The 26,952-nt window shown below is 35.5% G+C and carries 25 protein-coding genes, 7 tRNA genes and 1 other RNA gene; 12 read left to right on the top strand and 21 right to left on the bottom strand.

What is annotated here, in order from left to right; translation table 11 throughout:
* The 4 genes from ACA100_RS11035 to ACA100_RS11050 are packed head-to-tail and all read left to right on the top strand — an operon-like array spanning nucleotide 1 to nucleotide 3,598.
* Nucleotides 1–1,116 (top strand): SIR2 family protein, encoded by a 1,116-nt coding sequence (locus tag ACA100_RS11035; RefSeq protein WP_481077764.1) that lies wholly within the window; start codon nucleotides 1–3, stop codon nucleotides 1,114–1,116.
* Between the two features lie 5 nt (nucleotides 1,117–1,121).
* The gene (locus ACA100_RS11040; RefSeq protein ID WP_481077765.1) at nucleotides 1,122–2,954 is read left to right on the top strand and encodes an ATP-binding protein; all 1,833 of its coding nucleotides are present in this window, start codon (nucleotides 1,122–1,124) and stop codon (nucleotides 2,952–2,954) included.
* Nucleotides 2,955–3,013: 59 nt separating this feature from the next.
* Nucleotides 3,014–3,202: a hypothetical protein gene (locus ACA100_RS11045; protein WP_481077766.1), complete on the top strand. Its 189-nt coding sequence runs from the start codon at nucleotides 3,014–3,016 to the stop codon at nucleotides 3,200–3,202.
* A 45-nt stretch (nucleotides 3,203–3,247) separates the two neighbouring features.
* Nucleotides 3,248–3,598: a hypothetical protein gene (locus ACA100_RS11050; protein ID WP_481077767.1), complete on the top strand. Its 351-nt coding sequence runs from the start codon at nucleotides 3,248–3,250 to the stop codon at nucleotides 3,596–3,598.
* 471 nt (nucleotides 3,599–4,069) lie between these two features.
* Here ACA100_RS11050 and ACA100_RS11055 read toward each other — a convergent pair whose 3' ends face one another.
* Both ACA100_RS11055 and ACA100_RS11060 read right to left on the bottom strand, forming a co-directional pair.
* Entirely contained in the window at nucleotides 4,070–4,315 is a 246-nt protein-coding gene (locus tag ACA100_RS11055; protein WP_481077768.1) for a hypothetical protein, read from the bottom strand.
* Entirely contained in the window at nucleotides 4,312–4,767 is a 456-nt protein-coding gene (locus tag ACA100_RS11060) for a helix-turn-helix domain-containing protein (RefSeq protein ID WP_481077769.1), read from the bottom strand. Before ACA100_RS11060 ends, ACA100_RS11055 begins: the two co-directional genes overlap by 4 nt.
* Nucleotides 4,768–4,980: 213 nt before the next feature.
* On the opposite strand from ACA100_RS11060, the gene ACA100_RS11065 reads away from it, so the two are divergent.
* Nucleotides 4,981–6,882, top strand: a complete 1,902-nt coding sequence (locus tag ACA100_RS11065; RefSeq protein WP_481077770.1) for a hypothetical protein — start codon at nucleotides 4,981–4,983, stop codon at nucleotides 6,880–6,882.
* Entirely contained in the window at nucleotides 6,879–7,103 is a 225-nt protein-coding gene (locus ACA100_RS11070) for a hypothetical protein (protein ID WP_008315141.1), read from the top strand. The genes ACA100_RS11065 and ACA100_RS11070 overlap by 4 nt, the downstream gene beginning before the upstream one ends.
* 35 nt (nucleotides 7,104–7,138) lie before the next feature.
* Here the strand turns inward: ACA100_RS11070 and ACA100_RS11075 are convergent, their stop codons facing one another.
* From ACA100_RS11075 to ACA100_RS11095, 5 genes are all read right to left on the bottom strand, one after another.
* Nucleotides 7,139–7,882, bottom strand: a complete 744-nt coding sequence (locus ACA100_RS11075) for a Fic family protein (protein ID WP_481077771.1) — start codon at nucleotides 7,880–7,882, stop codon at nucleotides 7,139–7,141.
* Between the two features lie 23 nt (nucleotides 7,883–7,905).
* On the bottom strand, nucleotides 7,906–9,114 hold the full coding sequence (locus ACA100_RS11080) for a tyrosine-type recombinase/integrase (protein WP_481077772.1): 1,209 nt from the start codon (nucleotides 9,112–9,114) through the stop codon (nucleotides 7,906–7,908).
* A gap of 165 nt (nucleotides 9,115–9,279) precedes the next feature.
* Nucleotides 9,280–9,633, bottom strand: a transfer-messenger RNA (tmRNA) gene (gene ssrA, locus ACA100_RS11085).
* Between the two features lie 101 nt (nucleotides 9,634–9,734).
* Nucleotides 9,735–9,810: transfer RNA gene (locus ACA100_RS11090), tRNA-Phe, on the bottom strand.
* Nucleotides 9,811–9,829: 19 nt separating this feature from the next.
* Nucleotides 9,830–9,905: transfer RNA gene (locus ACA100_RS11095), tRNA-Phe, on the bottom strand.
* A 154-nt stretch (nucleotides 9,906–10,059) separates the two neighbouring features.
* On the opposite strand from ACA100_RS11095, the gene ACA100_RS11100 reads away from it, so the two are divergent.
* The 5 genes from ACA100_RS11100 to ACA100_RS11120 all read left to right on the top strand — a co-directional run bounded on the left by ACA100_RS11100 (nucleotide 10,060) and on the right by ACA100_RS11120 (nucleotide 16,610).
* Complete coding sequence (locus ACA100_RS11100; protein WP_481077773.1) at nucleotides 10,060–11,160, top strand: serine hydrolase; 1,101 nt, start codon at nucleotides 10,060–10,062, stop codon at nucleotides 11,158–11,160.
* A complete protein-coding gene (gene lnt / locus ACA100_RS11105; RefSeq protein ID WP_481077774.1) occupies nucleotides 11,157–12,707 on the top strand; it encodes an apolipoprotein N-acyltransferase in 1,551 nt (516 codons plus the stop codon). The genes ACA100_RS11100 and lnt overlap by 4 nt, the downstream gene beginning before the upstream one ends.
* Before the next feature lie 17 nt (nucleotides 12,708–12,724).
* Entirely contained in the window at nucleotides 12,725–13,345 is a 621-nt protein-coding gene (locus ACA100_RS11110) for a hypothetical protein (RefSeq protein WP_481077775.1), read from the top strand.
* 95 nt (nucleotides 13,346–13,440) lie between these two features.
* Nucleotides 13,441–14,646, top strand: a complete 1,206-nt coding sequence (locus ACA100_RS11115; protein ID WP_481077776.1) for an efflux RND transporter periplasmic adaptor subunit — start codon at nucleotides 13,441–13,443, stop codon at nucleotides 14,644–14,646.
* A gap of 5 nt (nucleotides 14,647–14,651) precedes the next feature.
* The gene (locus ACA100_RS11120; RefSeq protein ID WP_481077777.1) at nucleotides 14,652–16,610 is read left to right on the top strand and encodes a MacB family efflux pump subunit; all 1,959 of its coding nucleotides are present in this window, start codon (nucleotides 14,652–14,654) and stop codon (nucleotides 16,608–16,610) included.
* A 93-nt stretch (nucleotides 16,611–16,703) separates the two neighbouring features.
* Here ACA100_RS11120 and ACA100_RS11125 read toward each other — a convergent pair whose 3' ends face one another.
* From ACA100_RS11125 to ACA100_RS11190, 14 genes are all read right to left on the bottom strand, one after another.
* Nucleotides 16,704–18,362 carry a FecR family protein gene (locus tag ACA100_RS11125; RefSeq protein WP_481077778.1) on the bottom strand — a complete coding sequence of 553 codons (1,659 nt, stop codon included), beginning with the start codon at nucleotides 18,360–18,362 and terminating at the stop codon, nucleotides 16,704–16,706.
* A 38-nt stretch (nucleotides 18,363–18,400) separates the two neighbouring features.
* Nucleotides 18,401–19,177: a lipid asymmetry maintenance ABC transporter permease subunit MlaE gene (mlaE, locus tag ACA100_RS11130; RefSeq protein WP_481077779.1), complete on the bottom strand. Its 777-nt coding sequence runs from the start codon at nucleotides 19,175–19,177 to the stop codon at nucleotides 18,401–18,403.
* Nucleotides 19,174–19,965 carry an ABC transporter ATP-binding protein gene (locus ACA100_RS11135; RefSeq protein ID WP_481077780.1) on the bottom strand — a complete coding sequence of 264 codons (792 nt, stop codon included), beginning with the start codon at nucleotides 19,963–19,965 and terminating at the stop codon, nucleotides 19,174–19,176. The genes mlaE and ACA100_RS11135 overlap by 4 nt, the downstream gene beginning before the upstream one ends.
* An 8-nt stretch (nucleotides 19,966–19,973) precedes the next feature.
* The gene (locus ACA100_RS11140) at nucleotides 19,974–21,755 is read right to left on the bottom strand and encodes an Hpt domain-containing protein (protein WP_481077781.1); all 1,782 of its coding nucleotides are present in this window, start codon (nucleotides 21,753–21,755) and stop codon (nucleotides 19,974–19,976) included.
* Between the two features lie 2 nt (nucleotides 21,756–21,757).
* On the bottom strand, nucleotides 21,758–23,272 hold the full coding sequence (locus tag ACA100_RS11145) for a hypothetical protein (protein WP_481077782.1): 1,515 nt from the start codon (nucleotides 23,270–23,272) through the stop codon (nucleotides 21,758–21,760).
* Nucleotides 23,273–23,286: 14 nt separating this feature from the next.
* Complete coding sequence (locus ACA100_RS11150) at nucleotides 23,287–23,658, bottom strand: response regulator (RefSeq protein ID WP_481077783.1); 372 nt, start codon at nucleotides 23,656–23,658, stop codon at nucleotides 23,287–23,289.
* Between the two features lie 72 nt (nucleotides 23,659–23,730).
* Nucleotides 23,731–24,243: a ribosome biogenesis factor YjgA gene (yjgA, locus tag ACA100_RS11155; RefSeq protein WP_481077784.1), complete on the bottom strand. Its 513-nt coding sequence runs from the start codon at nucleotides 24,241–24,243 to the stop codon at nucleotides 23,731–23,733.
* A 54-nt stretch (nucleotides 24,244–24,297) separates the two neighbouring features.
* Nucleotides 24,298–24,373 (bottom strand) — tRNA-Glu (locus ACA100_RS11160).
* Between the two features lie 68 nt (nucleotides 24,374–24,441).
* Nucleotides 24,442–24,517: transfer RNA gene (locus tag ACA100_RS11165), tRNA-Glu, on the bottom strand.
* 70 nt (nucleotides 24,518–24,587) lie between these two features.
* A tRNA-Glu gene (locus ACA100_RS11170) sits at nucleotides 24,588–24,663 on the bottom strand.
* A 7-nt stretch (nucleotides 24,664–24,670) separates the two neighbouring features.
* Nucleotides 24,671–24,746: transfer RNA gene (locus tag ACA100_RS11175), tRNA-Ala, on the bottom strand.
* Between the two features lie 53 nt (nucleotides 24,747–24,799).
* A tRNA-Glu gene (locus ACA100_RS11180) sits at nucleotides 24,800–24,875 on the bottom strand.
* Nucleotides 24,876–24,951: 76 nt separating this feature from the next.
* Complete coding sequence (dksA, locus tag ACA100_RS11185) at nucleotides 24,952–25,386, bottom strand: RNA polymerase-binding protein DksA (RefSeq protein WP_481077785.1); 435 nt, start codon at nucleotides 25,384–25,386, stop codon at nucleotides 24,952–24,954.
* A 103-nt stretch (nucleotides 25,387–25,489) separates the two neighbouring features.
* Nucleotides 25,490–25,777, bottom strand: coding sequence for a hypothetical protein (locus ACA100_RS11190; protein ID WP_481077786.1), 288 nt, complete (start codon nucleotides 25,775–25,777; stop codon nucleotides 25,490–25,492).
* A 119-nt stretch (nucleotides 25,778–25,896) separates the two neighbouring features.
* On the opposite strand from ACA100_RS11190, the gene pyrC reads away from it, so the two are divergent.
* Nucleotides 25,897–26,931, top strand: a complete 1,035-nt coding sequence (pyrC, locus tag ACA100_RS11195) for a dihydroorotase (RefSeq protein ID WP_481079129.1) — start codon at nucleotides 25,897–25,899, stop codon at nucleotides 26,929–26,931.
* The last annotated feature ends 21 nt before the right edge of the window (nucleotides 26,932–26,952 follow it).

The raw sequence follows: 26,952 nt of genomic DNA on the forward strand, positions 1-26,952 counted from the left end.
ATGACTAATACACTAAATAAAAAAGATCTTTTAGATAAAAATGTTAATTTTCTATTCGGATCGGGTGCATCTGCACCGTACATTCCGACTTTTATGACATCCTTAACAGATGCTGCCACTGGAAAAAAATTATCATTTGAAGATTTATTATCTGGATATAAATACACTTCAGCAGCCCATTCTCATCTTATTTACTATTGGTACTACATCAAAATTATCACTAAAACATATGTATTATCAGATGTAGCACCTCCTCCCCCACCTGCACCCTATCATTTTTCAAATGTTAATAGTAGCTATACTACATTTATACATAATATTAATGATTTATTAAAAAGAAAAAATAATCACATACCTCGCCGAGCCAATATTTTTACTACTAATTATGATTTATTCTTTGAAAGATCCATTAATGAGTTTCAACAAAAACATCAACTGATACTTAATGATGGTGGGAGTGGAATTATTAATAGAACATTAAATATTAGTAATTTTCATCGAGCAACGATGCACCAAGGTACAGATGACCGCTATTCTTATGAAATACCAACTGTGAATCTGATAAAAATGCATGGCTCTGTCTCTTGGAAAAAACAGCATAATTTGATCTCGGTAGATTATTCGCTTTTAGCTGAACAATCAGGAGTTTCACCATTATATCAATATGCTTTTCCTGACTCCAACACTGATAACTTATTAAGTCACAGCACAGTTCAAGCAATACAAAACTTAATTATCCCTCCTGATATTGTGATTACTCTTCAAAATTTTTATAATTCCTATCAGAAACTTGCTATTGTAAATCCAACAAAAGAAAAATTTTCTGAGACAGTATTTCAACAACACTATTACCAATCTCTAAGGTTATTAAGCCAAGAACTCGAACGACCTCAAACAGTTCTAATTTGTTTCGGTTTTTCATTTGCAGATGAACATATAAGTGAAATAATTCAAAGATCTTTAAGTAATCCTGAATTACATATTTATATTTATGCTTACTCACACGATACGCAATTTGCACCTTTCCTTAAAAATGCAAATAACGTCACAATTATTAGACCTGATGAGCATTCTAAGATTCCTTTTGACGAATTTAATAAACGAGTATTTAGGTAATTAGCATGGAAAATATTTCTGTTGGAATCATTACATCTATTCAAGGCATTAAAATTAAAGGTCTAGTTTTACCAAAATTCAATAAAAGCAGTTATCTATATAACGGCAAGATATTTAGAGGCATATCAATCAATGAATATATTCTAATCCGACGTGGTTATATTGATATCGTTGGTAAAATTGAAGGTGAGTTCTTAGAAGAAAGGCGTGATTTCACTCAAGATAAATCCCCTTATGAAAAGTATGACAGATTTGTGGATATTCAATTATTAGGCTATTTAGAAGATAACCAGTTTCATCAAGGTATCAAGTATATGCCCATGATTGAAGACCAAATATACTTAATCACAAATGAACAAATTAAATCTGTATTAACATTTTTGCCAAAGACTATTCATTCAAAACCGATATATACTATTGATATAGGCAAAACTCTTCTTGAAGAATTGCCTGTCGAAATCCCCATCAATGGTGTTTACAATTCACACATTGGCATTTTTGGTAATACAGGCAGTGGTAAATCAAATACCTTGGCAAAATTATATGTCGATTTATTTCAAAAACGCTTACCTAATTCTAAATCATTCCTACAAAATTCTAAATTTTTAGTCATAGATTTTGGTGGTGAGTATCAGAATTTCGTGCGAGCTTGCAATGATATAGAACCTGATTCTGCGAAATACTTACAACTTAATACTAATGCAGCAGAACCTCAGGATAAACTACAGATATCAAATGATATATTTTGGGACGCTGAATTTCTATCTGTCCTATTTTCAGCAACAGAAAAAACACAAAAACCTTTTTTACAATACTTAGTTAATGGCCGTAAAGAACATTCTTCTGCTGATTCTTTAACTCCATATTTTCACTACACTCTTTCCAACATGTTTGGTACAAATCAGCATAAAGAAACAATTAATTTATTAAGAAAAATATTACCATTAATAGGATTTAAAGAAAATCCAGAAATTATTGACAATGTTGAATGGTTTACTAAAGGAGATAAATATATAATTTCTGGTGACTATATTAATAGTATAGATGATTTTTATAAAAAAATACCTATTCTAAAAGATTATAAGATATCTCAAGACCAACCTACTTTTAATGAACTTATGATCAGAGCTGTCTTTCAATTAATTAACTCTGTTAGTAGTAATTATGTGCAATACGACCATATTAATCCATTAATTAATAAAATAGAAACCTCTCTTAAAAGTTTAGAAAAAATCATTCAAGTATCTAATAATAATGATTATGACATTTTTTTAAGAGTTATTTCATTGAGAAACTGTAATACAGAAATGAAAAAAACGGTATCAATGCTACTAGCCAAAATACACTTTCAAGAACATAAAAATAAACTGACTGGTGACGATGCACAACCATCCCAAACATTTCATTTTGTTATTGATGAAGCACATAATATTTTATCTGATACATCATTTAGAGAGGCTGAAAGCTGGAAAGACTATCGTTTAGAATTATTTGAAGAAATCATTAAAGAAGGTAGAAAATTTGGCTTTTTCATTACAATAGCCAGCCAGCGACCTGCTGATATTTCACCGACAATCATTTCACAATTACATAACTATTTTCTTCATAGATTAGTTAATGAAAACGATCTATTTCTCTTAAAAAATACGATTAGCACACTTGATGCTAGTTCACGTAGCCAAATTCCAAGCTTACCACCTGGTGGATGTATTATTTCAGGAACAGCCTTCCACTTCCCTGTATTAGTACAAATCGAAAAGCTAGCCCAAGAGAGCGCACCAGATAGTGAAACAATAAATTTGGATAGTTTATGGTGTGATTCAAATGATGAAATCTAAAATGAAATATTAGATCAAAATTTTAATCTGTATTAATCAATAATTATTGTAGGTGATGTATGAAAAAATTCTTAGTGAAGTGTGAAATTATTTTTGATATGAATGATATTAATCCACCAACTGAAAGTATCATTATCAGTGCAGAAAACTCAACAGAAGCAAACCTTGCTGCAATCTATGAGTTAGAACAACAATACCCAAAAGCACTTCGTGTAGCCATATATCAAACAGATAAAATTGAATTATAGATATACAATAAACATAATAAATACTGAAGAGGATTAAATATGTACATGTTCCACACCATTGACCAAACATTGAGACAACTTGATACCGAACGCATTAAAAAAGAAGTCAGTGAAGAGTTTTTTAATCGGGTTGTTAACTCGGTTAAAGTTGAAGCACATCCACCACGATTAATGTTAGTACTAGATCGTTGGTTGAGAACGAATGAAGAAAGAGTTAGAAAGTTACTTGCAACAGATCCAGGACGAGAAAAATTGCTTATGGAACTCAAAATGCAAGCCAATGAGGAACAAGAATACTTAGAAAGACCTGACATACTCAATGAACTTCAAAATGGGCAGTCCATTAATGAGCTTTTAAACCAGTCTGATATTTATTTAAATCTACAAACTAGATGACATTAAATCTGCTTCATAAGCCATCTCATCAGATGGCTTTTTTAATATCTAAAAGTAAAATTTAGCATTTTCATGCTATTTATATATGATTCCACATGTTTTCCACATGTTTTCCACATGTTTTATTCCAAGCTCAAAAATTCGACTCAAAATGTCAGTATTTATAATTATTTTAAAAAAAATCCACATCTATTCCACAAGAATCCACATGTTTTCCACATCTATTCCACAAGAATCCACATCTTTTCCACATCTTTTCCACATCTTTTCCACATCTTTTCCACATCTTTTCCACATCTTTACTGAAAATTGATTGTTTTTGTGCCTTTAAGATAGAAATATTATTATCTCGACAACTTTTTATATATTTAAGGTGAAAAATCTGCCCTTCAATTTACCGCAAGGTAGGTGTTTGTCCGGACACGATGTCCGGACAAACTCAACTTGCTCTGCGAGGTAATCAACTACCGTTTATGAGAACAACACAATTCCACCTAAAAAGATAAATAAGGAAAAAGTAGCAAAGACTAAACCAAATATTTCTATTGTCTTTTTTTTACACTCAGCACAATATTTCACACCGTTGATCACATAATGGGAACAACCTTTAGCATCGCATGCCTTAAAGCCTACTAATTGAATAGTAGAATCTTTAACATCGCCATTAACTAATACACCCACATGCTCAATTCTTGAAATATTAGTATGCTTACTCACTGATCACTCTCACTTTTAGTTGGATTAATCATGATACCTTGCCCAGTTATCTTATTGTTAGAAATCCTTTCACTTGTAATATTAGTACCAACGTTCCCAATTGAGCCTATATTCATTGATGACTTACTTTTCACGTCATGAGAAATTAATGAATCACTGTCCAATACAGCCATTGCAGCTGCTTTTATTTTAATATCCGCAGCTCTAAAAGCTTCCAATAATCTCACTTCATCCGTTGTTAACTTTTCTGTTACTGGCTCTCCAGTAATGATGAATTGAATATCACAGCCTATTTTAGCGATAGCTTCTAAATATTGTGCATCAGGATATCTCTCACCTTTTTCATAATTAATTTGCGCTGAGCGACCTACCCCTCCTACAGCCGCAAAGGCTGCTTGGTTTAGTCCCTTTTTTTCTCGCTCTTCTTTTAATCTCTCACTTAAAGTCGTCATAAAATAACAATACCTATTGACATGTTGTCAAACGACAACTAATATATTCTTAAGCACACTAAACTAGTGTTTCGTAAATAGCATTCTAAGGTAAATATTTATTGTTTAAAAGGAAGAATCTTTTTTATCATTTGATCTTGTAATAATCGATGCTCACTTAGGCTGTTAATCAATCTAACTATTAATCGCTTTTCTAACTACTCAGGAGTAAAAATGACTTTCAATAGTCAGGGATCTATTTTGCCCAAATTAAATATAAAAGGCATTGAAAGCTCAAAAAATAATGCGCTTATTCATCCTGCTAAAAGCTATTCTCATCAAGCTTATTTGCTATGGAGCCAAAAACATGAAGATCAATTTTATTTTGAATTTGATTTCAAAACCTATTGGACAAAAATAGATTTATCGAAATTCAATAAGGCATATAACAAATACCTAAAACAATATATTGAAAGTACTGGCGTAGAATTAGAAAACTTAACTAATGATGAAAAAATAGAAATTGAACTTAATGCTTTTCATCATAGTAGTCTAACTACTGAAATTGCTAACTGCATATTTGAAATTTTATATTTTCAAATTGATCATACTAATGATGAACGCTTCTATTATTTACATATTAAAAATAATGAAAAAAAGTCTGCTAAACATGCTTTTTTACCAAAGCATTTGTCCACTTCTTCAGAGTTTAAATCTAAAATAATGGGTGCATTATCAGGTGCTCACTACTCAGGAAACACTACACAACTCGATACAATTTTTATTAATAAAACTAAAAACATTAAAGATATAGAGACAATCCCATATATTGGATATTGCAAAGAACGAAAAGCTTATATTTTCAATCAATATGCGGTTGCTCATGGCCAGGTATATGAGAAAAATCAGGAAGATTACTTTGAAATTAATAGTCTCAATATCAAATCTACATTTGATATGACAGCAATGAGGCCATGTAAAAATTTTAACCTCAATTGGTTCAATGATTTTTTAATTGTATTTGGTATTAAAGGATTAGTTTGTTTGACATTTTGGTTTGGCACACTCTTTGCCGAGCAAATCAGAGAAAAATTTGGGGCATGGCCATTTTTAGAAATCACTGGCGAAGCCGGTGCAGGGAAATCTTTTCTCATTGAATTCTTATGGTCATTAGTTGGCCGTTCAGATTATGAAGGAATCAATCCAACCATTGCATCTATTTCAGGTCGTTCTCGAACCTTATCACAGGTATCAAACTTACCAGTAGTTTTAATTGAAAGTGATACCAATGATCCTAATGCACCACCTAAACATAAACAGAAAACATTTAACTTTGATGAAATAAAACCATTATTTAATGGAAGATCCCCACGTGTTTTAGGCATTAAAAGTAACGATAATAATACAGATGATGAGCCCTTTCGAGGTGCAGTTGTGATTTCTCAAAACAATAAAGTATCTGGATCAGAAGCGATACTGTCACGTTTGATCTATATTTATTATGATAAAAGCCATCATCAAGGACAATACTCACGCGATGCAGCCGAGCGATTACAACGCTTATCTACAGATGATGTTTCAGGTTTTCTATTTGAAGCACTCAAACAAGAAAAAAGCATTCTATCCAATATTACAGAAACCTTTCCTAACAACCGTAATACCATCATGCAACTACCCAATATGAAAACTGAGCGTATTGGTTTAACACATGGTTTATTAATGTCTTGCTTGCAAGCATTGTGCGAAATTTTGCCGATTACGGATAATGTAAAAGCCAAAGCATCAAGTTATATTCATGAATTATCCATAGAACGTGAACAAGACTTAGTCAGTGACCATCCTGTTATAGATCAATTTTGGGATGTTTATGATTATTTTGAAGAATTATCAGAAAACAATAAGTATTACAGAGTTAATCACTCAGCCAATGATGATGTAATTGCAATCAAGCTTAATGAATTTCATGCTCTTGCAAAAGAAAATAACCAAAGCCTAGAAGATATCAAACTCATTAAAAAAATTCTTTCAACATCAATTCGCTATCCATATATAGGCACTAATACTGTTCGCAGTGCTATACGAGATGGCAAACCAACCTACTGTCATATTTTTATAAAAAATAAGGAGAAATCATGATTGTTATAAATAGAACACAACTACGCCACTTGTTATCCACTGATGGAAAATTGTTATGCCATCAATCATTACTGAACTATGAAAAAGAAGGTGTTATACCAATGGGAAAACGCAGTGGTAATACATATATTTACTCTATCGAACAAGTGGCTGAAAGCCTGAATACTAGTAAAGAATCTATTATTGAAACGGTTAAAAGATTTAATACTAATAAGAAATAAACTTAAGCCCCAATATCAAGTTGGGGCTTAATATTTTAACTTACAATATCCCAATATCTTTCCAAAGATCTCAATTCTTCCTGGATAAATAATTCATTAATCATAGAGTAATCTTGTGCTTGGCAAGCCAAATCCAATGCATCGTAATAAGCCAAACGATTTTCAGCACGAATGATGACGGGTAGATAGTCCGCTTGCATTAGGATGAGGTTACTCAACAAGCGACCTGTACGGCCATTACCATCACTGAATGGATGAATCTTCACAAATTCATTATGGAACATAGCTGCACGAATCACTGGATGATATTGGTTAAATTCTTCACTATTAAACCACTGAATCAATTCCACCATCGCTTCCGGCACTTTGATATGGTTAGGTGGCGTTGTTGATGCTCCACTAATTACAACATTTTGTGTTCGATACGCTCCTGCATCTTTCACAGTATTTTTCGTCACTAAATAATGGGTTTCTTTAATAATATTTTCAGTTAAATCTGCATCGCTCTGAATAAGAGATTGGATATAATCAATTGCTTCCTGGTGATTGATAACTTCTAAATGCTCTCGCAACGTCTTGCCCTGACCAACTGTCAATCCTTCAAGGATGACCTTAGTTTCATTCAATGTCAACGTATTACCTTCAATAGCATTTGAATGATAGATCCATTCAAGATTCATAGCTTCTTGCAATGATGAAAGTGTCAACTCAGGCAATGGACGTAAGCTATGGATCTGATCTCTCAAAGCATCAATCTTATTTAAATTTTCATTAATCATATCTATTCCTTACCTATATTCTTTTAATCATTCAAAATTAACTGTAATTCATCCAAAGCAGCACGATTACCCTTTTGGGTTGAGCACTTATCAAGAAAATCACTCCACCATTGCAATACTTCCCTTTTCTGTTTGATATATTTGGCTTTATTGTAAATCGCACGCGTTTTATTTTCATCAGCGTGAGCCAAACATGATTCAATCACATCTCTATTAAATAAACCTGTTTCATTCAAAATTGTTGAAGCTAAATGCCTTAATCCATGAATTGTTGTATCAATTCCATGCCTTTTAGCCAATGTTAATGGATATGAGATACTCATATGATCAACAAAATTACTTCGTGGAAAAATATAGGTACCACCTTTACTAAGAGTTTTCATTTTATCTAATATAGCAATAGATTGGTGGGATAAAGGAATATAGTGATTGCGATCTACTTTCATATCCTCACCTTCAATTACTATACATTGCTGTTTTTCATCATATTGATCCCACCTAGCTGTTGCAGACTCAACGGGCCTTGTGATATTTCTAAGGATGAATTCAGTACATAACCTACCTGATAAACTTACCTTTTCATTCTGAAACAACTCAAAGAACTGATAAATTTTATCTTGATCTACGGATTTATAGTTTTTAGGCTTTCTAGTTTTAAATGCTTGGTTTGATACCTGAATAACAGGATTATATTTACATAAACCTCTCGCAACAGCAAAATCAAATGCCATCTTAATAAATGATTTAGTTTTAATTAATTGAGCTAGTGCTTCTCGCGCTTCGACTGCTAAAAGAGCATCAACAACATGCTTAGCTTCAATTTCATGGATTTTCATATTTCCTATTTTTGGAAATACATCAGCAACCATTGTATTCATTGCTCTTGTATGATGACACTTTGAAACACCATGCTTCCAACGTTCATACCAATCCATAAAAACGGATTCATATGTATGATTACTGCTGGTTTGAATAGCTTCACCATTGATTAACTGAAGCTTTAATGCATCACGCTTTATTCTTGCATCTGCTAATGTAATTAAATTTGCATCACCAATCGTATATGTTTTTCGTTTTTTATTATGATCATGATAATCAAAGCGCCAAACTTTATTCCCACTAGGGTGAATACAAAGCTGCAAGCCATTACCATCATATAGCCTATAAAGTTTTGCTTGCGGTTTAGCATCTTTCACTTGCTTAACCGTGAGTGGTACAATGATTCTAGCCATAATAGTAGTATATCCATTGAGTAAAATTAATATACTACCACTTATACTCCCATTTTATTCTAAAACAAACCAATTCAACCTAAACCATAAGCAATAAAAAAGCCACTTAAACTCAGTGTTTTAGTGGCTTTCCGTCAAATACTCTTACTCAGTATTTATGTTATCTGGTGGAGGCGGCGGGATTTGAACCCGCGTCCGAAAACTATCCATCCTTGGTACTACATGTTTAGCCAAATCTTCAATTTAACTGTTTCCCTTCCGATTGGCAGGATGACAAACAGCTGTCCCAGTTAGGTTTCGAGAGGGAGCTCCTAGGCAAACATCTCTCTAGATCGTTTAAGTTGACTGATGTTACCACCGAACGAACACAGTAGTAAGATCAGTTAGCAGGCTTAAGCTGCTAAAGCGTAGTTATTATCGTTTGCAATTATAACTGATTGCCGCGTTTTTACGAGACTCTCGACCTTCTCGACATGCACCTCAAACTTCAACATCCCCGTCGAATCCAAGAACGCCCCCGTTTGAAACTTTTCAAATTGTAACACAAAAACAGCAAAACTTCTTCCAAATCGTTAAGGTTAAACACAAAAACTTTCTCGGGAAATTTTACTGTTCAAAAATGGTGGCTCGAGACAGAATCGAACTGTCGACACGCGGATTTTCAATCCGCTGCTCTACCAACTGAGCTATCGAGCCTTTTTGGCTTCTGCTTAAATGGTGGCTCGAGACAGAATCGAACTGTCGACACGCGGATTTTCAATCCGCTGCTCTACCAACTGAGCTATCGAGCCATTTATGCGATGCATCATCGCTAAGCAGGTGAGCATTAAACACTATTCGTTTCGTTTGGTCAAGTGCAAGATATGATTAACTTTTAATCATATACTATTTTTATCTTTTTTGTGACCTAAAATATACTATACATATCCTATGGAACCCATTGAAATGCTATTAGCAAATCTCGATAAATTAATAAATGCATCCATTACTGCAGGTTTAGATTCTGCTCAAGTTTTGATCGTAAAAAATGAAAAAATTATTAAACATTCTGCATATGGCAATGCTAATTTAAATACTCTGTATGATATTGCATCTTTAACGAAAGTATTTTCTTTGACTGCTTTGTATCAAGTTTATACAACTCAAGGCAAAATCAACTTAGATTTAACATTAAAAGAGATTTTTCCTCATTCTTTTGCCAATCAAGCGTTAATTGATAAAGCAAATATTACAATAAAAATGCTTTTAGCACATGAAGCAGGCTTTGAACCTAATCCTCTGTTTTATGACAAAGCTTATAGTGAAGAGCTTTTTTGTCAAAATAGAGATCAGTTTTTAGAAAAATTACTCAAAGCACCGTTGATTCATACACCACAATCTCGCTCCTTATATTCAGATGTAGATTTTATGCTACTAACTTTTATTTTAGAAAAGTTATTCCATACACGCATAGATCATTTGTTTGAGCAAACCTTCCCTGAATTAAAAACTCAACGTATTTGTTACCAACCTTTACGACATGGCTATTCACAGTCAGAAATCGCCCCAACAGAATTACATGGCAATACTCGCGATGGATTCATTCATTTTAATAATATCCGCACTGAAACTATTCATGGTGAAGTACAGGATGAAAAAGCTTATCACTGCATGAGTGGAATTTCGGGGCACGCAGGTTTATTTGCCAATTGCGAGGCGCTCTACTCTGCTTTACAGCTCATGAATATTCCACCTGAATTTTTACAGAGCCAAGATGATGATCCTAGCTTTGGTTTAGGCTGGCGCTTAAATAAAGGCGGTGATATGGCTTATCATTTTGGTCATTATGCTTCTGAAGAAGCTTATGGCCATACAGGATGGACAGGCTGCGTTCTAGTCATTGATCCCAAATATGATCTAACAATTGTCTATTTAACCAATAGAAAACATAGTAAAGTATTGAATCCTTCACTTAATCAGCATCGCTTTTTGGGTGATACTTTATGGGCAGGACAATATAAAAACATCATGAACGAAATCTATCGATCACTAGGATTAAATCAATGAAGCGATCTAGCAATTTACTGATTCAACTCATCATCGTCATTACATTAGGTGCTTTAATGCCACTCGCATTCGCGCCATTTAATCAATGGTGGTTGGCACCATTATTATTGGCAGGATGGCAATTAACCATTCAAAAATCCTCTCATACTCGCAGTTTTTGGCTCAGTTATTGCTTTGGTTTAAGCCTATTTTCAGTTGGGCTTTGGTGGGTCAGAATCAGTATTAATCAGTTTGGTGGTGCGCCTTTACCATTAGCCATTTTGCTAGTATTTGTTTTGTCAGGCTATCTTGCCATTTATTATGGTTTATTAGGCTATATCACTCAAAAACTCAATTTAGGCATTGCAACACGTTATTTACTGTTATTTCCAATCACTGGTGTTCTATTAGAAGTATTGCGCGCGCATGTTTTTACGGGATTTCCTTGGTTAGCCATGGGCTATTCATTAACACCCACGCTATTTGCTCAATATCTATTCCCCGTATTTGGTGCCTTGATCAGTAGCTTTGTAGTTTATTGGATTGCTGGCGCACTATTATTAATCTTCACTGCTTTTAACCAAAAATCCTTAATGCCTTCATTGATTGGTATTGCTTTATCCTGTCTAATCATTACTGGCAGCACAATAAGTTTACAGAAATATTTAAGTGATCCCATTCAAGATCAATCAGAATCTATCAATATTGCTCTGATTCAAGGCAACATTACTCAAGACCAAAAGTTTGATGCTAACAGCTTTGAAGCATCCATCAATACTTATTTATCTTTAACGGATAGCGTAATGACTCAAGCCAATTTAGTGATTTGGCCAGAAACAGCAGTGGTTGCCTATTATCATCATATGGGCGGATTAATGACAAACCTTCGTCAATGGTCTGATTATAATGATACTGAAATTCTGCTTGGCATTCCTAGAAGCCAACAATCTCAAGAATTTAATGCCTTTTTACATTTAGGACAATCCCCAGAACAAGATCAGTTCTACGATAAATATCGATTATTACCTTTCGGTGAATATATTCCATTGCCTGATGTTTTTGGCATTTTCTATGAATGGGTAAATATTCCATTGGCTGGTTTTACAAAAGGCGCACCTGAGCAAGCGCCATTCACATTCTCACAATTTTCTACACAAACAACTGGCTCCATCTGCTTTGAAGCTGTTTTTGGCGAATCTTTACGCTATCAAGCCAATCAAAGTGGTTTCTTAGTGAACATCAGTAATGATGCATGGTTTGGGGATTCTCTTGCACCTTGGCAACATTTACAAATCGTACAAGCACGCGCCATAGAATTTGCACGCCCCATTGCTCGTGCAACCAATACAGGTTTAACTGCATTTGTTGCAGCAGATGGAGAAATCATTGCAAAAGCACCACAATTTGAAGCCACAACATTATCAGCATCTATTACAGGTAAAAATGGTTTAACTGCTTATGTGAAATATGGTGACAATCCTTGGATCATTTTGGCAAGCACACTATTTTTATTCACCATCATTTTATCCTTAAAAAATCGTTATACTAAAAATAAAAGAAAATATTAATCTATAGGATTATCATTATGAAAAAATTATATTTAGCACCATTATTATTGATCAGTTCATTACTAAGCAATCTCTCTTCAGCCAATGATTTTGATGTTAAAAATGATTGGTACTACGAAGGTTTGAATAACCCCACAAAAGAGACAACGATCCACATCACCAATCCAGCAGGTGAAGCATTACAAAAAATACAAACACAATTCAATGAAGAAGGTTTCATATCATCGATCACGTATGATGAAGATTTACAGCAAATCTTTGAACCTTATCAAGGCAAAACTCGAACTATGAAGTTTGCTTATGAAGCAGCTGGCGAAGAACATTCTCAAACACTAACAACACAATGGTTACAAGCCAATCACGTAAGATTTGATGATGGTGATTTAGTCATTGACACATTTTATGATGATAAAGGCAATGCAATACGCCGAGAATTATTCCTTGATGGCACAGAAACACCTGAAGAAGTGATTGAATATCAATATTTAGACAACAGCATACAGCCAACAGATCCAACCAATCAGGTTGTTATTCTTAATCTCGAATATGATCAATATGGCAATTGGGTGAAGCAATCGGAAGAAAATCCTTATGATCAACGCATCATCCGCACGCGCACCATCGAATACTATCCATAATTTGCCAATTCCTCACAACCTTTACATTCTCTATACAATTTAGACTATTTAATTATATATAATTTTCGTCACTTATATTGAACTGGCCCTGTTTTATGAAAATCAAAAACTTTAAAAGAGCGATCTTTTTAATGATCGCGCTTGCCATTATTGGCATTGTTATCTATCAAAATTATTTCACCCAAACGCCCATCAGTTATTTAACAGATTCTGTTAAAAAACAGGATCTGGAAGTGACCATTTTAGCTGATGGAAAATTAGAAGCTTCTCAACAAGTTGAAGTGGGCGCTCAAGTTTCTGGGCAAATTAGAAAACTCCATGTAAATTTAGGCGATACAGTCAAAAAAGGACAACTCATCGCAGAAATTGATGATTTACCACAACAGAATGCAGTGAAAGATAGTGCAGCTCGCCTAAAAAATGTAGAAGCATCCAAAGTTGCGAAAAAAGCGCAAATCGTCAATGCCAGAATCACACTACAACGCCAACAAAATTTAATTCGCCAAAAAGCCACAACGCAATCTGAAGTAGATATTGCTGAAGCCAATCTCCTAGTTTTAGAAGCAGAATTAGAAGCATTAGATGCACAAATCGCTCAAGCTAAAATTGCTTTAGACACAGCACAATTAGATCTAACTTATACAAAAATCATTGCGCCCATTGATGGCGTTGTTGTCGCTACAGTTGTCAAAGAAGGACAAACTGTTAATTCAGCTCAAACAGCACCGACGATCGTTAAGATTGCTGATTTAGATACGATGAATATCAAAGCACAAATTTCCGAGGCAGATATTACTAAAATTTCACCTGGAATGGAGGCTTACTTCACTATTTTAGGCGAACCTAAAAAGCGTTATCCTGCACAATTGGAATCAACTGAACCTGCGCCTGAAAAATTTCAAAACAGTACTGGCAATACAGCAACAACAGCAAGTACCGAAGCCATTTATTATAATGGTATTTTAAAAGTGGATAATCAAGAACATCTGTTTCGTATTGATATGACAACGCAAGTTTATATCGTCGTAGATAGCGTTAAAGATCAATGGGTCATCCCAACGATGGCAACACGCTTTAAACCCTCATCCATTGAAATACCCCAAGAAAAATTAGCCAAAAATGAACGATACATTTGGGTCAAAGATAGCACTGGAAATATCTCGCCTAAAAAAGTAATTTTAGGTATCAGCAATAATATCTATACCGAAATAATCTCTGGACTCAATGGTGATGAACAAGTGGTTCTTTCCGAATCACTGGGAGATATTAAATCTGGCCCTACTCGCATGCGCATGAGGTAATATCCATGCCATTAATTGAACTCCAAAACATTACACGCTCTTTTCAATCAGGTGATACCACAGTCCAGATACTCAAAGGTATTGATCTCACGATAGAAGAAGGGGAAATGGTCGCAATTATTGGTGCTTCTGGCTCTGGTAAATCCACCTTAATGAATATTCTAGGTTGCTTGGATCAAGCTTCATCTGGCGACTATATTTTTCATGGTGAAAATATCGGTCAATATGAAGATGATCAATTGGCTAAATTGCGTCGTGAACACTTCGGATTTATTTTTCAGCGCTATCATCTGTTATCGACACTTCATGCTGAAGGCAATGTGGAAGTTCCCGCGGTTTACGCAGGATTTTCACCCAACGAACGAAAATCGCGCGCAGATGCACTATTAACGGCATTAGGCTTGCAAGAACGCATTAAATACTATCCAACACAGTTATCTGGCGGGCAACAACAGCGTGTCAGCATTGCGCGTGCGCTGATGAATGGTGGCGAGGTTATTCTAGCAGATGAACCAACAGGTGCTCTGGATAGCGAAAGTGGCGAACAGGTTTTAAAAATTTTACAAGAGCTGAATCAAGCTGGGCATACTATTATTCTTGTCACTCATGATAAAAATGTTGCCAATCATGCGACACGAATCATAGAACTCAAAGATGGCGAGGTCATAGAAGATCGAAAAAATACCCCACCACAACCAGAAACAACTCATCCTTCAGTTCAATTGCCTCAACTGAATCGGCAAAAAAGTAGCGACTGGCTATTATTATTGGATCGCATCATTAATGCTTTTAGGATGGCTTTAATCTCTATGTCAATGCAACGCATGAGAACATTCTTAACCATGCTTGGCATTATCATTGGCATTGCGTCTGTTGTGCTGGTTATAGCTTTAGGGCAAGGCACAATGAATCAAATTCTTAGCAATATTAATTCTATGGGTACAACCACTTTAACCATTTATCCTGGCAGTGGCTTTGGTGATGCAAGATCTGGCCGAGTTCGTAGTTTAACACCTAATGATGTCAACTTCCTCAGTGAACAATCTTTCATTAAAAATGTCACGCCTGTTGTCAGCACTAATGCTTTGGCTCGTTATGGTAATTTAGAAAAGAATGTCTCAGTTATGGGCGTTGGCACTCAATATTTTAATACAGAAGGCTATACACCATCTGAAGGCATTTTCTTTGATGAGGAGAGCGAAGAAAAATTAAGCTTAGATGTCGTCATTGATGAAGCCACTCGCGATGAATTATTTACAGATGGTACGAATCCTATTGGCGAAGTGATCACACTCAATCGTTTACCTATGCGCGTAATTGGTGTAGCTTCTTCTAAAAATCAACGCTCTGGCGGATATAGTAGCCTAACTGTGTTCATGCCCTACTCTACAGCAATGAAGCGCTTATTAGGCCAAAGCTATTTGCGCAATATCACTGTCACTGTTCAAGACAATATGGATATGAAGCTAGCAGAACAAACGCTCACTGATTTAATGATCCAACTTCATGGCACAAAAGATTTTTTTATTTTCACAGCAGATTCATTTAAAGAATTGGTAGAAGAGACAACCTTTGTGATGCGCTTTCTGATCTTCTCAATTGCTATGATTTCCCTAATTGTTGGTGGTATTGGCGTGATGAATATCATGTTAGTTTCAGTGGCTGAACGCACAAAAGAAATCGGCATGAGAATGGCTGTTGGTGCGCGTAAAAGCGATATTTCAATGCAATTCCTCATTGAGGCTGTTTTAGTTTGTTTATTGGGTGGTTGTGTTGGTATTTTAGTCGCTTATGCAGCAGGCTATGGCATTAATCAATTAGAACTCGATTTAAGCGTTGGCTTCTCAATGATTTCCATTATGGTGGCATTGGGTGCATCTACGGCCATTGGCATGATGTTTGGTTACTTTCCTGCTAGACGAGCTGCACAACTTGCCCCAATTGAAGCATTAGAAAGATCATAAGCATCGTAATCTAAATAGAAATATAAATAGAAAAAGCTCTCTTCCTACATAGAAGAGAGCTTTGATTCATAATGTTAATCTTAATATTAAAGATTAAGGCTTAATCTTTGCAGATACCGATTCAATATCTAATACATCAAATTTATGTGGTAATCCCCACTCACTCACATAATCATCACTTGCAGTAGATTGAATTCTAAAGAAATATGTACCAGGTACTAATTGTTCCACGTAAATCTGATTTTCTGGCAATGACTTTTCAAAAAGAACATTCTCAAAGTTTACGCTATCAGATATTTGAATAAGATATTGAGTACCTGCTTCCAACGGCGCCCATTCTAACTGCACATCTACTTTCTTAACATTTGCTTTTTCTAGATTTGGATCTTCCAATAAAATTCTAAAATCTTTAGTTGCAGAGAAAGGTCCGCGCATGCCTTCTTCATCAATCGAAGCAACTCGCCAAAAATAGATGCCAGATAATAAGTCTTCGGGCTTATATGATGATTCTGTCAAATTGTCTGCATCAATCACAATGTCTCTAAATTTATCATCTCTCGCCACTTGCAGATAGAATGTTTTCGCTTCATCATTGGCTTTCGTCCAGTTGAATGTCAAATGACGCAATAAGACTTTTTCATCTTGAACTGGCTTATCCAATACTGCTGCAAATGGGCGAGCATTTAAAATAAATTCATACTTAGCAGGTTGACCTGTCACACCATCTTGATCAATCGCACTCACCATCATTTGATAACGACCATCTGGTAAATCGTTGCCCAATAAAACATTTCCTTCAGAACGCATGCTCGATACAGCATCCTGTTCATCGCTACCAACTGGAATGATTTTTGTTGCATATCCCACAACATTCTCTATAGATTCAACTGGAATATTGATTGGCACAGCTTCGATCAATTGAGGAAAGTTTGCAAATACTGGCGGCGGTAACATTTCTACATGCTTTGCATCACCATCTTTAGAAATAATGATCGCCTGACCTGCGAGTAATTCAGCAGCATCACCTGCTTGTGATTTTGCCGCAACTTTACCTGACACAACCTCAGTCACGCTATCTTCATCTTCTAAACCCATACGAAATACAGTTCCGCGTACAGATGTCGTGGCTGTTGCTGTCTTAACTTCATAGTTCGTATTAGAAATTGGACTTGAGTAAACACGATTTTCTAAACGTCCTTTATCCAATTTCAATTTGATATCACTCAAAGAACCATCGCCCAATGCGATCAAATCACTCAAAACCAACTCGCTGTCACTTTGCAACAACAAACGAGAACCATCTTTGAATAGAATCGTCGCCAAGCCATCTTCGCCTGTAATAACAGTATCACCCGTTGTTAAAACCAAGCTATCTTTTTCTGTAAAATCTTGACCAAACTCTAAGGTTTGTTTCTCGCCATTAATAATTTTCACTTGCCCAATCGCATTCACTAAAGTTGCTGTTGATTGATTAGTTTTTAGCCATTTTCTAGGCACTTTAATCAATGTACCTGGCTCAATATAATCATCATTCGGTAAGTTATTGATCTTTTTTAACTCAACCCATAATTTAATATTATGTAAATGACGTTGAGCAATATTCCACAGACTATCACCTGGAATCGTTTTGTATAAAAAAATATCCTCATTCGCTTGCATAGGCGCTATCTTTTCTGTTTCTGCTGATGCAACTGAAAATAGAAGCGCAAGGGCTATCATGGCATGAAGCCATGTTCTTATTATTATTTTCATGATACTTTTCCCCTAAAGAACGTTAATAACTATATATTTTATCTAAACAATAGAGCCGTTAATAGAAAATCTGCCGCTAACACTAATAATGATGCTTTAACAACTGTCGCCGTTGTTGAATTAGCAATACCACTTGAAGTTGCACCGCCAATCAAACCTTCACGAAGTGCCACTAAATTACATATTAATCCAAAAACGATACTTTTGATAATAACACCATTAAAAATATCGTCATAAAACACAACTGATGACTGCATCTGCGACCAATATCCACCACCATCTAATCCTAAAACTTCTACAGCGATGTAATAACTACCTAAAATACCCACATCTGAAAAAAATATGGTTAGGATAGGCACGACAATAATTCCCGCCATTAATCGCGGTAATAAAATGTAACGATAAGGGTCAATGGCCATCATTTCATAGCTTGACCACTGCTCTGTTGCACGCATCAATCCTATTTCTGCTGTCAAAGAAGAACAAGCGCGCCCTGTATATAATAATGCTGTAAAGACTGAAGCCAATTCACGAAACAGCGCCAATGCAGTCACAGTTCCCACAGAAGCTTCGGCACCAAAACGCACCAAATTCACATAGCCTTGAAATGCCAACACCATGCCAATGAACATCCCTGATAATAAAATGATCGGCAAAGACAAAATGCCCAACTGATAAACTTGGCGGACAAATAAATTTGGCTTTTGAAACAAATAAGTAAAATGGCGAATGATGGCAAAAAATAAAATAAAACTATCACCCAATGATGAGATAAATTGTAGTGTTTTCTGCCCTATTGATTCAATAAACTTCATGATAATAGATCATCCTTTAGGGCTGTTGTTGGTAAATTAAATGGCACAGGACCATCAGATAAACCTTCAATGAACTGTTTCACCCAAATATTTTGATCCGCTTTAATTTCTTCTGCTGTGCCATGTGCAATAATTTTGCCGCCACTTAAAATATAAACATAATCAGCAATGCTTAAAACCTCTTCCACATCATGTGAAACTATGATGCTGGTTAAGTCCAAAGCATCATTCAAGTTTTTAATTAATCGCAACAAAACACCCATAGAAATCGGATCTTGTCCTGTAAAAGGCTCATCATATAACAATAACTGTGGATCCAATGCAATTGCGCGTGCTAGTGCTACGCGTCGTGCTTGACCACCTGATAAAGATGATGGTTTTGCATCCTTCAATGCTCGCAAACCAACTGCTTCCAGCTTCAATAAAACTAAAGTATTGATGAGCTCTTCCGAGAGCTTTGTATGCTCTCTTAATGAAAATGCAACATTATCGAACACTGACATATCCGTAAATAACGCACCTGATTGAAACAATAATCCCATCTGTTTACGCAAATCATATAGCTCGTTACGTGATAACTGATCTAAATGTTGATCCATAACCGTAATCGAGCCTGATTGAGGCAAAATTTGCTTTGTCATCAATTTCAATAAAGTCGTTTTCCCTGTACCAGAAGGCCCCATTACAGCTGTAATCTTGCCTTTAGGAATGGATACAGAGATATTATCAAAAATGATACGCGGTCCAAACGATAGCGATACATCTTTTAAGCTGATCATTTCAGACATTACAGCTCCTAGTTAAATTTTTCCAAAAATGCTTTAAATTGCTCAAAAATACTCACAAAAGCTTTATGGTACAGCTCGATTTTTTCAGGCTCATAAGCGTTACTATTGCGTATATTATTTTCCAAAGCAGTTGCCAATTGAACAACATCATTCAATTTCACAACATTCGCATTACCGCGCAAAGTATGTGCAATTCTGATCAAATCATCATGAGCTTTAACATCCATCGGTTGATTCATCAATTCTGCTAATTCAGATTCTAGATTGGTTAAATCTTCACGAAAAGCATCAATCAAATCTTGATCAAAAGAAGCTGACTCAACATTTTGTGTCATTGCAGATTGATATTTTTGTAACAACTCTTTTGCACCATAAACCACATCTGATACAACTTCACGGTTTTCAAAATTCATATTACTAATGTATTCAATCGCCAAAGAGACTTCCATAAGCTCTTCTTGAGATAAAGATACAGTCATAAAACCATCAGTAAAATATCGAGTTAAATTATGGACAATTGACAAAATCCCTTCTGCTTTAACAGTATCATACAGTTTTTGTTGCAATACTCTCAGCTCTTCAGGATCTTTTGTATTTGTAACTTGTTCGCGAATTTTACGGTATTGTGATACGAATAATTTCAATGCTGAATGTTTTGCACTGATATATGCCCAATTTTGGGTTTCGTTGTATGATAATGGCACAGGCTGCTCGCGACGCAACCATAAATCAGATAAAAAGCTTTCTAAAACCCAAAACTCACTCACAATTTCATTGAATTGAATATTATTGACAGGTTTTTCAATCAATTGATTGAAAGATTTTAATAAATCTCCTGTCAAAAGTGACAATCGTTTTAAACCCATAAAGTTCAAGACATTTTGAAGTTTCTCTAAAAAAGGAATCGATTCTGCCAAACGTATACGTTGCGCCTGATCCAAATAGACGCGCTCTAACTGCTCATGAATTTTCACCAATTCATCTTTCAACGCTGCACCAAAACGCTTATAAACAGCTGGTGAAATTGAATAAATATCTTGCATTAAGACATTTTTCTCAATGAATTCATTACCTTCATTCAGCGTACGAATCATAGCAACCAAATCATCACACACATTTGCTTCAGCATGCTTTTTTGACAATAGCTGAGACAAACGGCCATCTAACTGCGCTAAAATTCGATGCGTATCCACATCACAAGCTTGCTCATTTCTTAATAAAGCTTGAACATAAAAAGATAGCAGTAACCAATCTCTTGCATTCAAATTAGGTAATATTGAGGAAATATCACGACTCAAAGCATTCAATGCATTCAATGGCACTGTTTTATCCGTGCATCTGATCATTAAGATCAATTGTTTTTGATAAAGCGTTCGCAATACTTTTAATAAAGTTACATTAACTTCATCTGATGATTTATTGGCATCTGCATCATAATCTTCCACAATATCTGTTTCAACGATGAAACCTAGATCTTGGTAAATCTCTAAGCTTTGCTCTAAAATCAAACAATAACGAAGTAAAAAGCTTTCATCTGCACCTTCTCCAAAGGCAGATAAACCTGAAACTTTTTCCATAGCTTGCTGAGTATAATCTGAAGCTTTATGCCAATTAAGTACTACAAAAATATTCGCTAACTCTTCTAAAGCAACACTGATATTATCTTTTTCTTGCTCTTCATCATCAGAGTTTTCTAATAGAGTTTCTAAAGTATTACGCAAACTATGCACAATATTTTTCAATTCTTCTACAACTTCTGCATCAGTTAGTTCAATTGCATTATCACTCATTATTATTCCTTCAAGTCTCTATTTAACTGATCAATTTCTGAAATAATCAACATTAATTCCTGCTCAACTTCACGATAAGCGACCACAGAATCATTCGTATTACTCACAACATTGGCGAAAAATTCGTCAATTAAAATGGAACATTGCTTCATTTTCATGAGCTCTGTTTTACGATCTGTAAAAAATTGTAGCTGTTTTTTTAAAGTCGTTCTTAAATCATCTAAATTAATATTTTGACCATCTTGTCTCAATAACGCTAAATCGTGGGTGAAAGCTTGCTCTAAATATTCATAAGTGCGATCCATATCCTTCACTAAATGATTAAAACTCGTAGCAGCTTGCCTTACTTCTCTACCTTTATTTAGAATATGATCACTTTCATTATTTAATGATGCAACAATTTCTAATTGTGGTAATAGACGCGTTCTCAGCACCATAAAGCGATCTATGATCCCCATAACTTCATCAATTCTTTGCCCTCTTGCATCTTTTTCTGATGCTATCGACAATCTCGATTTATTTAAACGTAAGAATAAAAATGAAAAAATGATGAAAAACAATACTGTGCCAATAGATGCAACCAATGATATTAAAAATACAGAATGGTTCGTGACTTTAATGTACTCTTGCTGAGAAACATAAGCATTATCAATGGTGGATTGCAACAATGTCTGGATATGATCTTTTTCTTCTTGTAATCGCATCTTCATCTGATTGAGCATCACAATGCCACTTGCATCCTTCACAAGCTGTGAAACATCACGAGCCAACTGATTAAAAATAAATTGCGACTCAATGATACTCTCTTCTTCAAGTGAACCTTTAATGCTTTGAACAGCATCGGCAGGCGATCCTACCAACAACACGTTCAAACCTTTTTGTACAACTGTCAAACTTTCTGTTAAATCAGAAATAGTTTTAATTTCCACTTGAGAACGGCTATTGATGACGTTATTGATATTAGCATTTAAACGGACAATGGAATTTGCTAATTGATCAATATAGCGTACAGTTTCGACGCTGACAGATCTTGCATCGGATAGTTGATTAGAAACAAAAGATAAATTTTGATAAAGAGATTGGCTTGCATTATCCACACGAAGTTTCAATTGAATGGCATCATTCATAGTTTCAAAAGCGACATTTTGCTCTGACAACTGTTTTTTAAATCCACTCCAAATGATTTGAACACTTTTGGCATCTTCACCAGTGACTTGATTCAAACTGTCTGTCACCGCTTGAATTTTTTCTTGTAATAAAGCATCATTTAATCGACCGCCTTGAGCTTGCACGCCGATATAATAATCAATATCACGCACAGCATCATAAGCTTTAGATAAATGCTCAACATTCTGATTGGTTTGATATTTAGGTAAACTCACAAATGCAAAAATGATGAAACCAACCAACAATAATCCAAAAATAACAAATGTCACAGCAAGCTGTTTTTTTTGTTTCTCATAAGGATTATTCACTGGTTGGTTGATAGCCAATTCCGATCCACTCTCTTCAATCACTGAAAAATCCTTTATTATTTAAATTTTTCGATCACGCTGATTAAATCGTCACGAGTAAACGGTTTGGTAATAAACGCATCACAGCCTGCTAATTGACCTCGAGCCTTATCAAAAGCACCATCTTTACTTGTTAGCATGATGACAGGTGTCTTAGAGAGCTCAGATGGAGAACCTTTAATAATCTGACAGGTATCATAACCATCTAAATTTGGCATCATAACATCCATAAAAATCAGATTAGGCTTAACCTCCTCAAGATGAGATAAAGCATTAAAACCATCAATTTCGGAAACAACCTCAAATCCTTCTTTGGATAAGATTAATTCTGCCGTTTTACGAACAGTACTACTATCGTCAACTACCATGATCTTAAAATTATTCGCCATTCTTATATTCCATTATCTAACTTGCAGAAAAACTATTGTAGTGCGCCATTATATCTATAATTTCAACTTTCACTATGACTTTTCTTCAAATTTACCACGCAAATATCTAAATAACAAAGTTCTGCTACGCGATTTCCCACCTTTTTTCATTTCATTAATGGAATTACGAACCATTTGCCTCATATATTGAAAATCAATATCATCTAGCTGCTCAACAATCTCATTATTCACAGAAGCATCTTGATTCAATAAGCGTTCAACTTTATTTTCCACCCACTTTTCAACCATTTTTTGCTGCTCACTGCCTGAACGCATATACTCTAAACGTTTAGCTAACTGATCATAATCCTCATCATCTAATTGACGCATCAATTTACCAATCAACTGTTTTTGACGTTTCAAGGATGAATCATTACGCATTTCTTGCGCTAACAAGACAGCATCTAATAAAGTATCTGGTAAATCTAAATTTTCTAAATCACCTTTGGACAATTGAATTAAAGTTGTGCCAAGTGCTTGCTTAGCATCCGCTTCTCGCTTCAATTGGCTTTTACTTGGACCATAATCAAATTCATCTTCATGCATGTTTATTTCTCCTCATAGCAAAAAGCCTGCAACTATGTGCAGGCTTCTAAAATATGGCGTCCCTACGGGGATTCGAACCCCGGTTGCCGCCGTGAAAGGGCAGTGTCCTAGGCCTCTAGACGATAGGGACATATTTTGGCTTTTATACTCAACCAAGAGTTTACTGCTTACGAATCCACCAACTTACTAGAGTTAAGTTGGCGTCCCTACGGGGATTCGAACCCCGGTTGCCGCCGTGAAAGGGCAGTGTCCTAGGCCTCTAGACGATAGGGACGTAATTCTAGATTTTTTATACTCTAATCTAAAGAGTTACTACTAAAATCGAATCTTCAACTTGTTAAAGTTGGCGTCCCTACGGGGATTCGAACCCCGGTTGCCGCCGTGAAAGGGCAGTGTCCTAGGCCTCTAGACGATAGGGACGTTATATTGGTGGAGCTAGACGGTTTCGAACCGTCGACCTCTTGCATGCCATGCAAGCGCTCTACCAGCTGAGCTATAGCCCCAGATAAATCTGGTAGCAGTTAACTTCGAATAACCAACCTAATCAAAATTAAGCTGGCGTCCCTACGGGGATTCGAACCCCGGTTGCCGCCGTGAAAGGGCAGTGTCCTAGGCCTCTAGACGATAGGGACATTTCAGTTTCGAAGTTAGTTCGTCTAACTGAGGTGTTGCATAATATCAAAAAAAATTAGGGTGTCAACTTTTTTTTTACAAAACACCAGATTTTTCTTTCTGCTCCTCAATTTCTTTGCAATCAATACACAACTCAGCCGTTGGACGAGCTTCTAAGCGTTTGATTCCAATCTCAATCCCACAAGTTTCACAATAACCATAATCATCAATGGTCAATTTGTGCAATGTTTTCTCAATTTTGGCGAGTAGCTTTCTTTCACGATCACGCGTACGCAATTCTAAAGAGAATTCTTCCTCTTGACTTGCACGATCATTCGGATCAGACAAAATTGTTGCGCCATCATTTTGCATATTCGAGACTGTTTTTTCACTCTCTTGCATCAACTGTGCACGCCAACCATTTAAGATGCCACGGAAATGAGCTTTCTGTGCATCGTTCATGTATTCTTCACCCTCTGATGAAACGTAAGGTGTGAAATTCTTAAATACGGTTGGATTATTATTATTCATTCAAAACATCTCCATCTTGCGTTGTAAATTTAGTGCAGTATCAAAGCATAAATTTAAGAAAATAGAAAGATATATGTAAGTTTTTCGCTAAAAATTAGCCTCATTACAACTCCTTATATTCTCCATCAATGCTTCCTTCCCTCTTCTGATTTGCATTTTGTGCACTATTTTGTTGTTGATACATCTGTGCCGCTTGCTCATTAAACATTTTTTTGATCTTTCTCATTTTGAAGTAAAGATACAAATAAAAAATCACAGCAAGAATAGCACCGATCGCTAAAATTCCAAGTCCCAATGGAATGATCAAAATTAAAAAACCGATTGTCCCTAAAGCAAATAAGACTTTTTGCCACAATGACGCTTGTTTTCCATTAATATAGAGCTGTTTCATATGCCCTCCCTCTTCTTCATTCCTATCCTAAAAAAGGCATAGTATAGTATGCATCACCTTTTTTAAAAAAAGCTTTTACAAAATTTACGACTTCCCTCTTCATTTCAGGAGCTTCCATGATAAATCAATTAACTATCACTTTCCCCGATGACTGGCACATTCATTTACGCGACAATGACGCGTTAAAAACAACAGTGCCACATGCCGCAGAAAGCTTCAAACGTATCATTGTTATGCCAAATACAACGCCACCTGTGAAAAATCGACAAGATGCCGAAGCATATCTTGCGCGCATTCAACAACATATTCCGAAAGGCTCAAATTTTCAACCTTTAATGACGCTCTATTTAACACCAGAGACAACGCCTGACATTATTGAAGATGCTAAAGCATCAGGCATTGTTTATGCGGTTAAATTATATCCAGCTGGCGTGACAACAAACTCTACCGCTGGTGTTTCTTCATTGAAGAATCTTTATCCAGTCTTTGAAAAAATGGCTGAAGTTGGTTTACCTTTATTAATCCATGGTGAAGCAAGTGATCCTGACATTGACATTTTTGATCGTGAATTAACCTTCATTGAACAAGAATTAAAACCATTACATGCAGCGATTCCAACTTTAAAAATTGTGTTAGAGCACATTACCACTAAAGATGCTGTTGAATTTGTACAAGGTGCAAATGAAAATGTAGGTGCAACCTTAACACCACAACATCTTCTATTTAATCGTAACTCATTATTATCTGGCGGCATTAAACCGCATTTATATTGCCTGCCAATTTTAAAGCGCGAAACACATCGCCAAGCATTGATTGAAGCTGCAACAAGTGGCAATCCTAAGTTTTTCATTGGAACAGATAGCGCACCACATGCACAAAGCGCCAAAGAAAACAGCTGTGGCTGTGCAGGTTGTTATTCAGCATTAACAGCAGTTTCACACTACGCTGAAGCATTTGAACGTATGAATGCATTGGATAAATTAGAAGCATTTCTAGGTCATTACGGTGCAGATTTCTACGGATTACCAAGAAATGAAGAAACTATCACGCTTGTACGTGAAGATTGGACACCGCCAGAATCATATCCTTATCTAGACGATCAAAAATTGATCCCTCTCGGCGCAAAACAAACTCTAAAATGGAAAGTTAAATAACCTTACTGAGTCTATAGTACA

It is taken from the genome of Wohlfahrtiimonas sp. XWW7 (genome assembly GCF_056716055.1).

Coding starts and splice junctions, on each gene's coding strand:
- ACA100_RS11070 (WP_008315141.1), top strand. CDS start 6,879: ATGATTGTTATAAATAGAACACAACTACGCCACTTGTTATCCACTGAT.
- ACA100_RS11050 (WP_481077767.1), top strand. CDS start 3,248: ATGTTCCACACCATTGACCAAACATTGAGACAACTTGATACCGAACGC.
- ACA100_RS11080 (WP_481077772.1), bottom strand. CDS start 9,114: ATGGCTAGAATCATTGTACCACTCACGGTTAAGCAAGTGAAAGATGCT.
- dksA (WP_481077785.1), bottom strand. CDS start 25,386: ATGAATAATAATAATCCAACCGTATTTAAGAATTTCACACCTTACGTT.
- ACA100_RS11135 (WP_481077780.1), bottom strand. CDS start 19,965: ATGTCTGAAATGATCAGCTTAAAAGATGTATCGCTATCGTTTGGACCG.
- mlaE (WP_481077779.1), bottom strand. CDS start 19,177: ATGAAGTTTATTGAATCAATAGGGCAGAAAACACTACAATTTATCTCA.
- ACA100_RS11035 (WP_481077764.1), top strand. CDS start 1: ATGACTAATACACTAAATAAAAAAGATCTTTTAGATAAAAATGTTAAT.
- ACA100_RS11040 (WP_481077765.1), top strand. CDS start 1,122: ATGGAAAATATTTCTGTTGGAATCATTACATCTATTCAAGGCATTAAA.
- ACA100_RS11190 (WP_481077786.1), bottom strand. CDS start 25,777: ATGAAACAGCTCTATATTAATGGAAAACAAGCGTCATTGTGGCAAAAA.
- ACA100_RS11120 (WP_481077777.1), top strand. CDS start 14,652: ATGCCATTAATTGAACTCCAAAACATTACACGCTCTTTTCAATCAGGT.
- ACA100_RS11100 (WP_481077773.1), top strand. CDS start 10,060: ATGCTATTAGCAAATCTCGATAAATTAATAAATGCATCCATTACTGCA.
- ACA100_RS11065 (WP_481077770.1), top strand. CDS start 4,981: ATGACTTTCAATAGTCAGGGATCTATTTTGCCCAAATTAAATATAAAA.
- lnt (WP_481077774.1), top strand. CDS start 11,157: ATGAAGCGATCTAGCAATTTACTGATTCAACTCATCATCGTCATTACA.
- ACA100_RS11060 (WP_481077769.1), bottom strand. CDS start 4,767: ATGACGACTTTAAGTGAGAGATTAAAAGAAGAGCGAGAAAAAAAGGGA.
- ACA100_RS11125 (WP_481077778.1), bottom strand. CDS start 18,362: ATGAAAATAATAATAAGAACATGGCTTCATGCCATGATAGCCCTTGCG.
- ACA100_RS11110 (WP_481077775.1), top strand. CDS start 12,725: ATGAAAAAATTATATTTAGCACCATTATTATTGATCAGTTCATTACTA.
- ACA100_RS11075 (WP_481077771.1), bottom strand. CDS start 7,882: ATGATTAATGAAAATTTAAATAAGATTGATGCTTTGAGAGATCAGATC.
- ACA100_RS11045 (WP_481077766.1), top strand. CDS start 3,014: ATGAAAAAATTCTTAGTGAAGTGTGAAATTATTTTTGATATGAATGAT.
- ACA100_RS11115 (WP_481077776.1), top strand. CDS start 13,441: ATGAAAATCAAAAACTTTAAAAGAGCGATCTTTTTAATGATCGCGCTT.
- yjgA (WP_481077784.1), bottom strand. CDS start 24,243: ATGCATGAAGATGAATTTGATTATGGTCCAAGTAAAAGCCAATTGAAG.
- ACA100_RS11150 (WP_481077783.1), bottom strand. CDS start 23,658: ATGGCGAATAATTTTAAGATCATGGTAGTTGACGATAGTAGTACTGTT.
- ACA100_RS11140 (WP_481077781.1), bottom strand. CDS start 21,755: ATGAGTGATAATGCAATTGAACTAACTGATGCAGAAGTTGTAGAAGAA.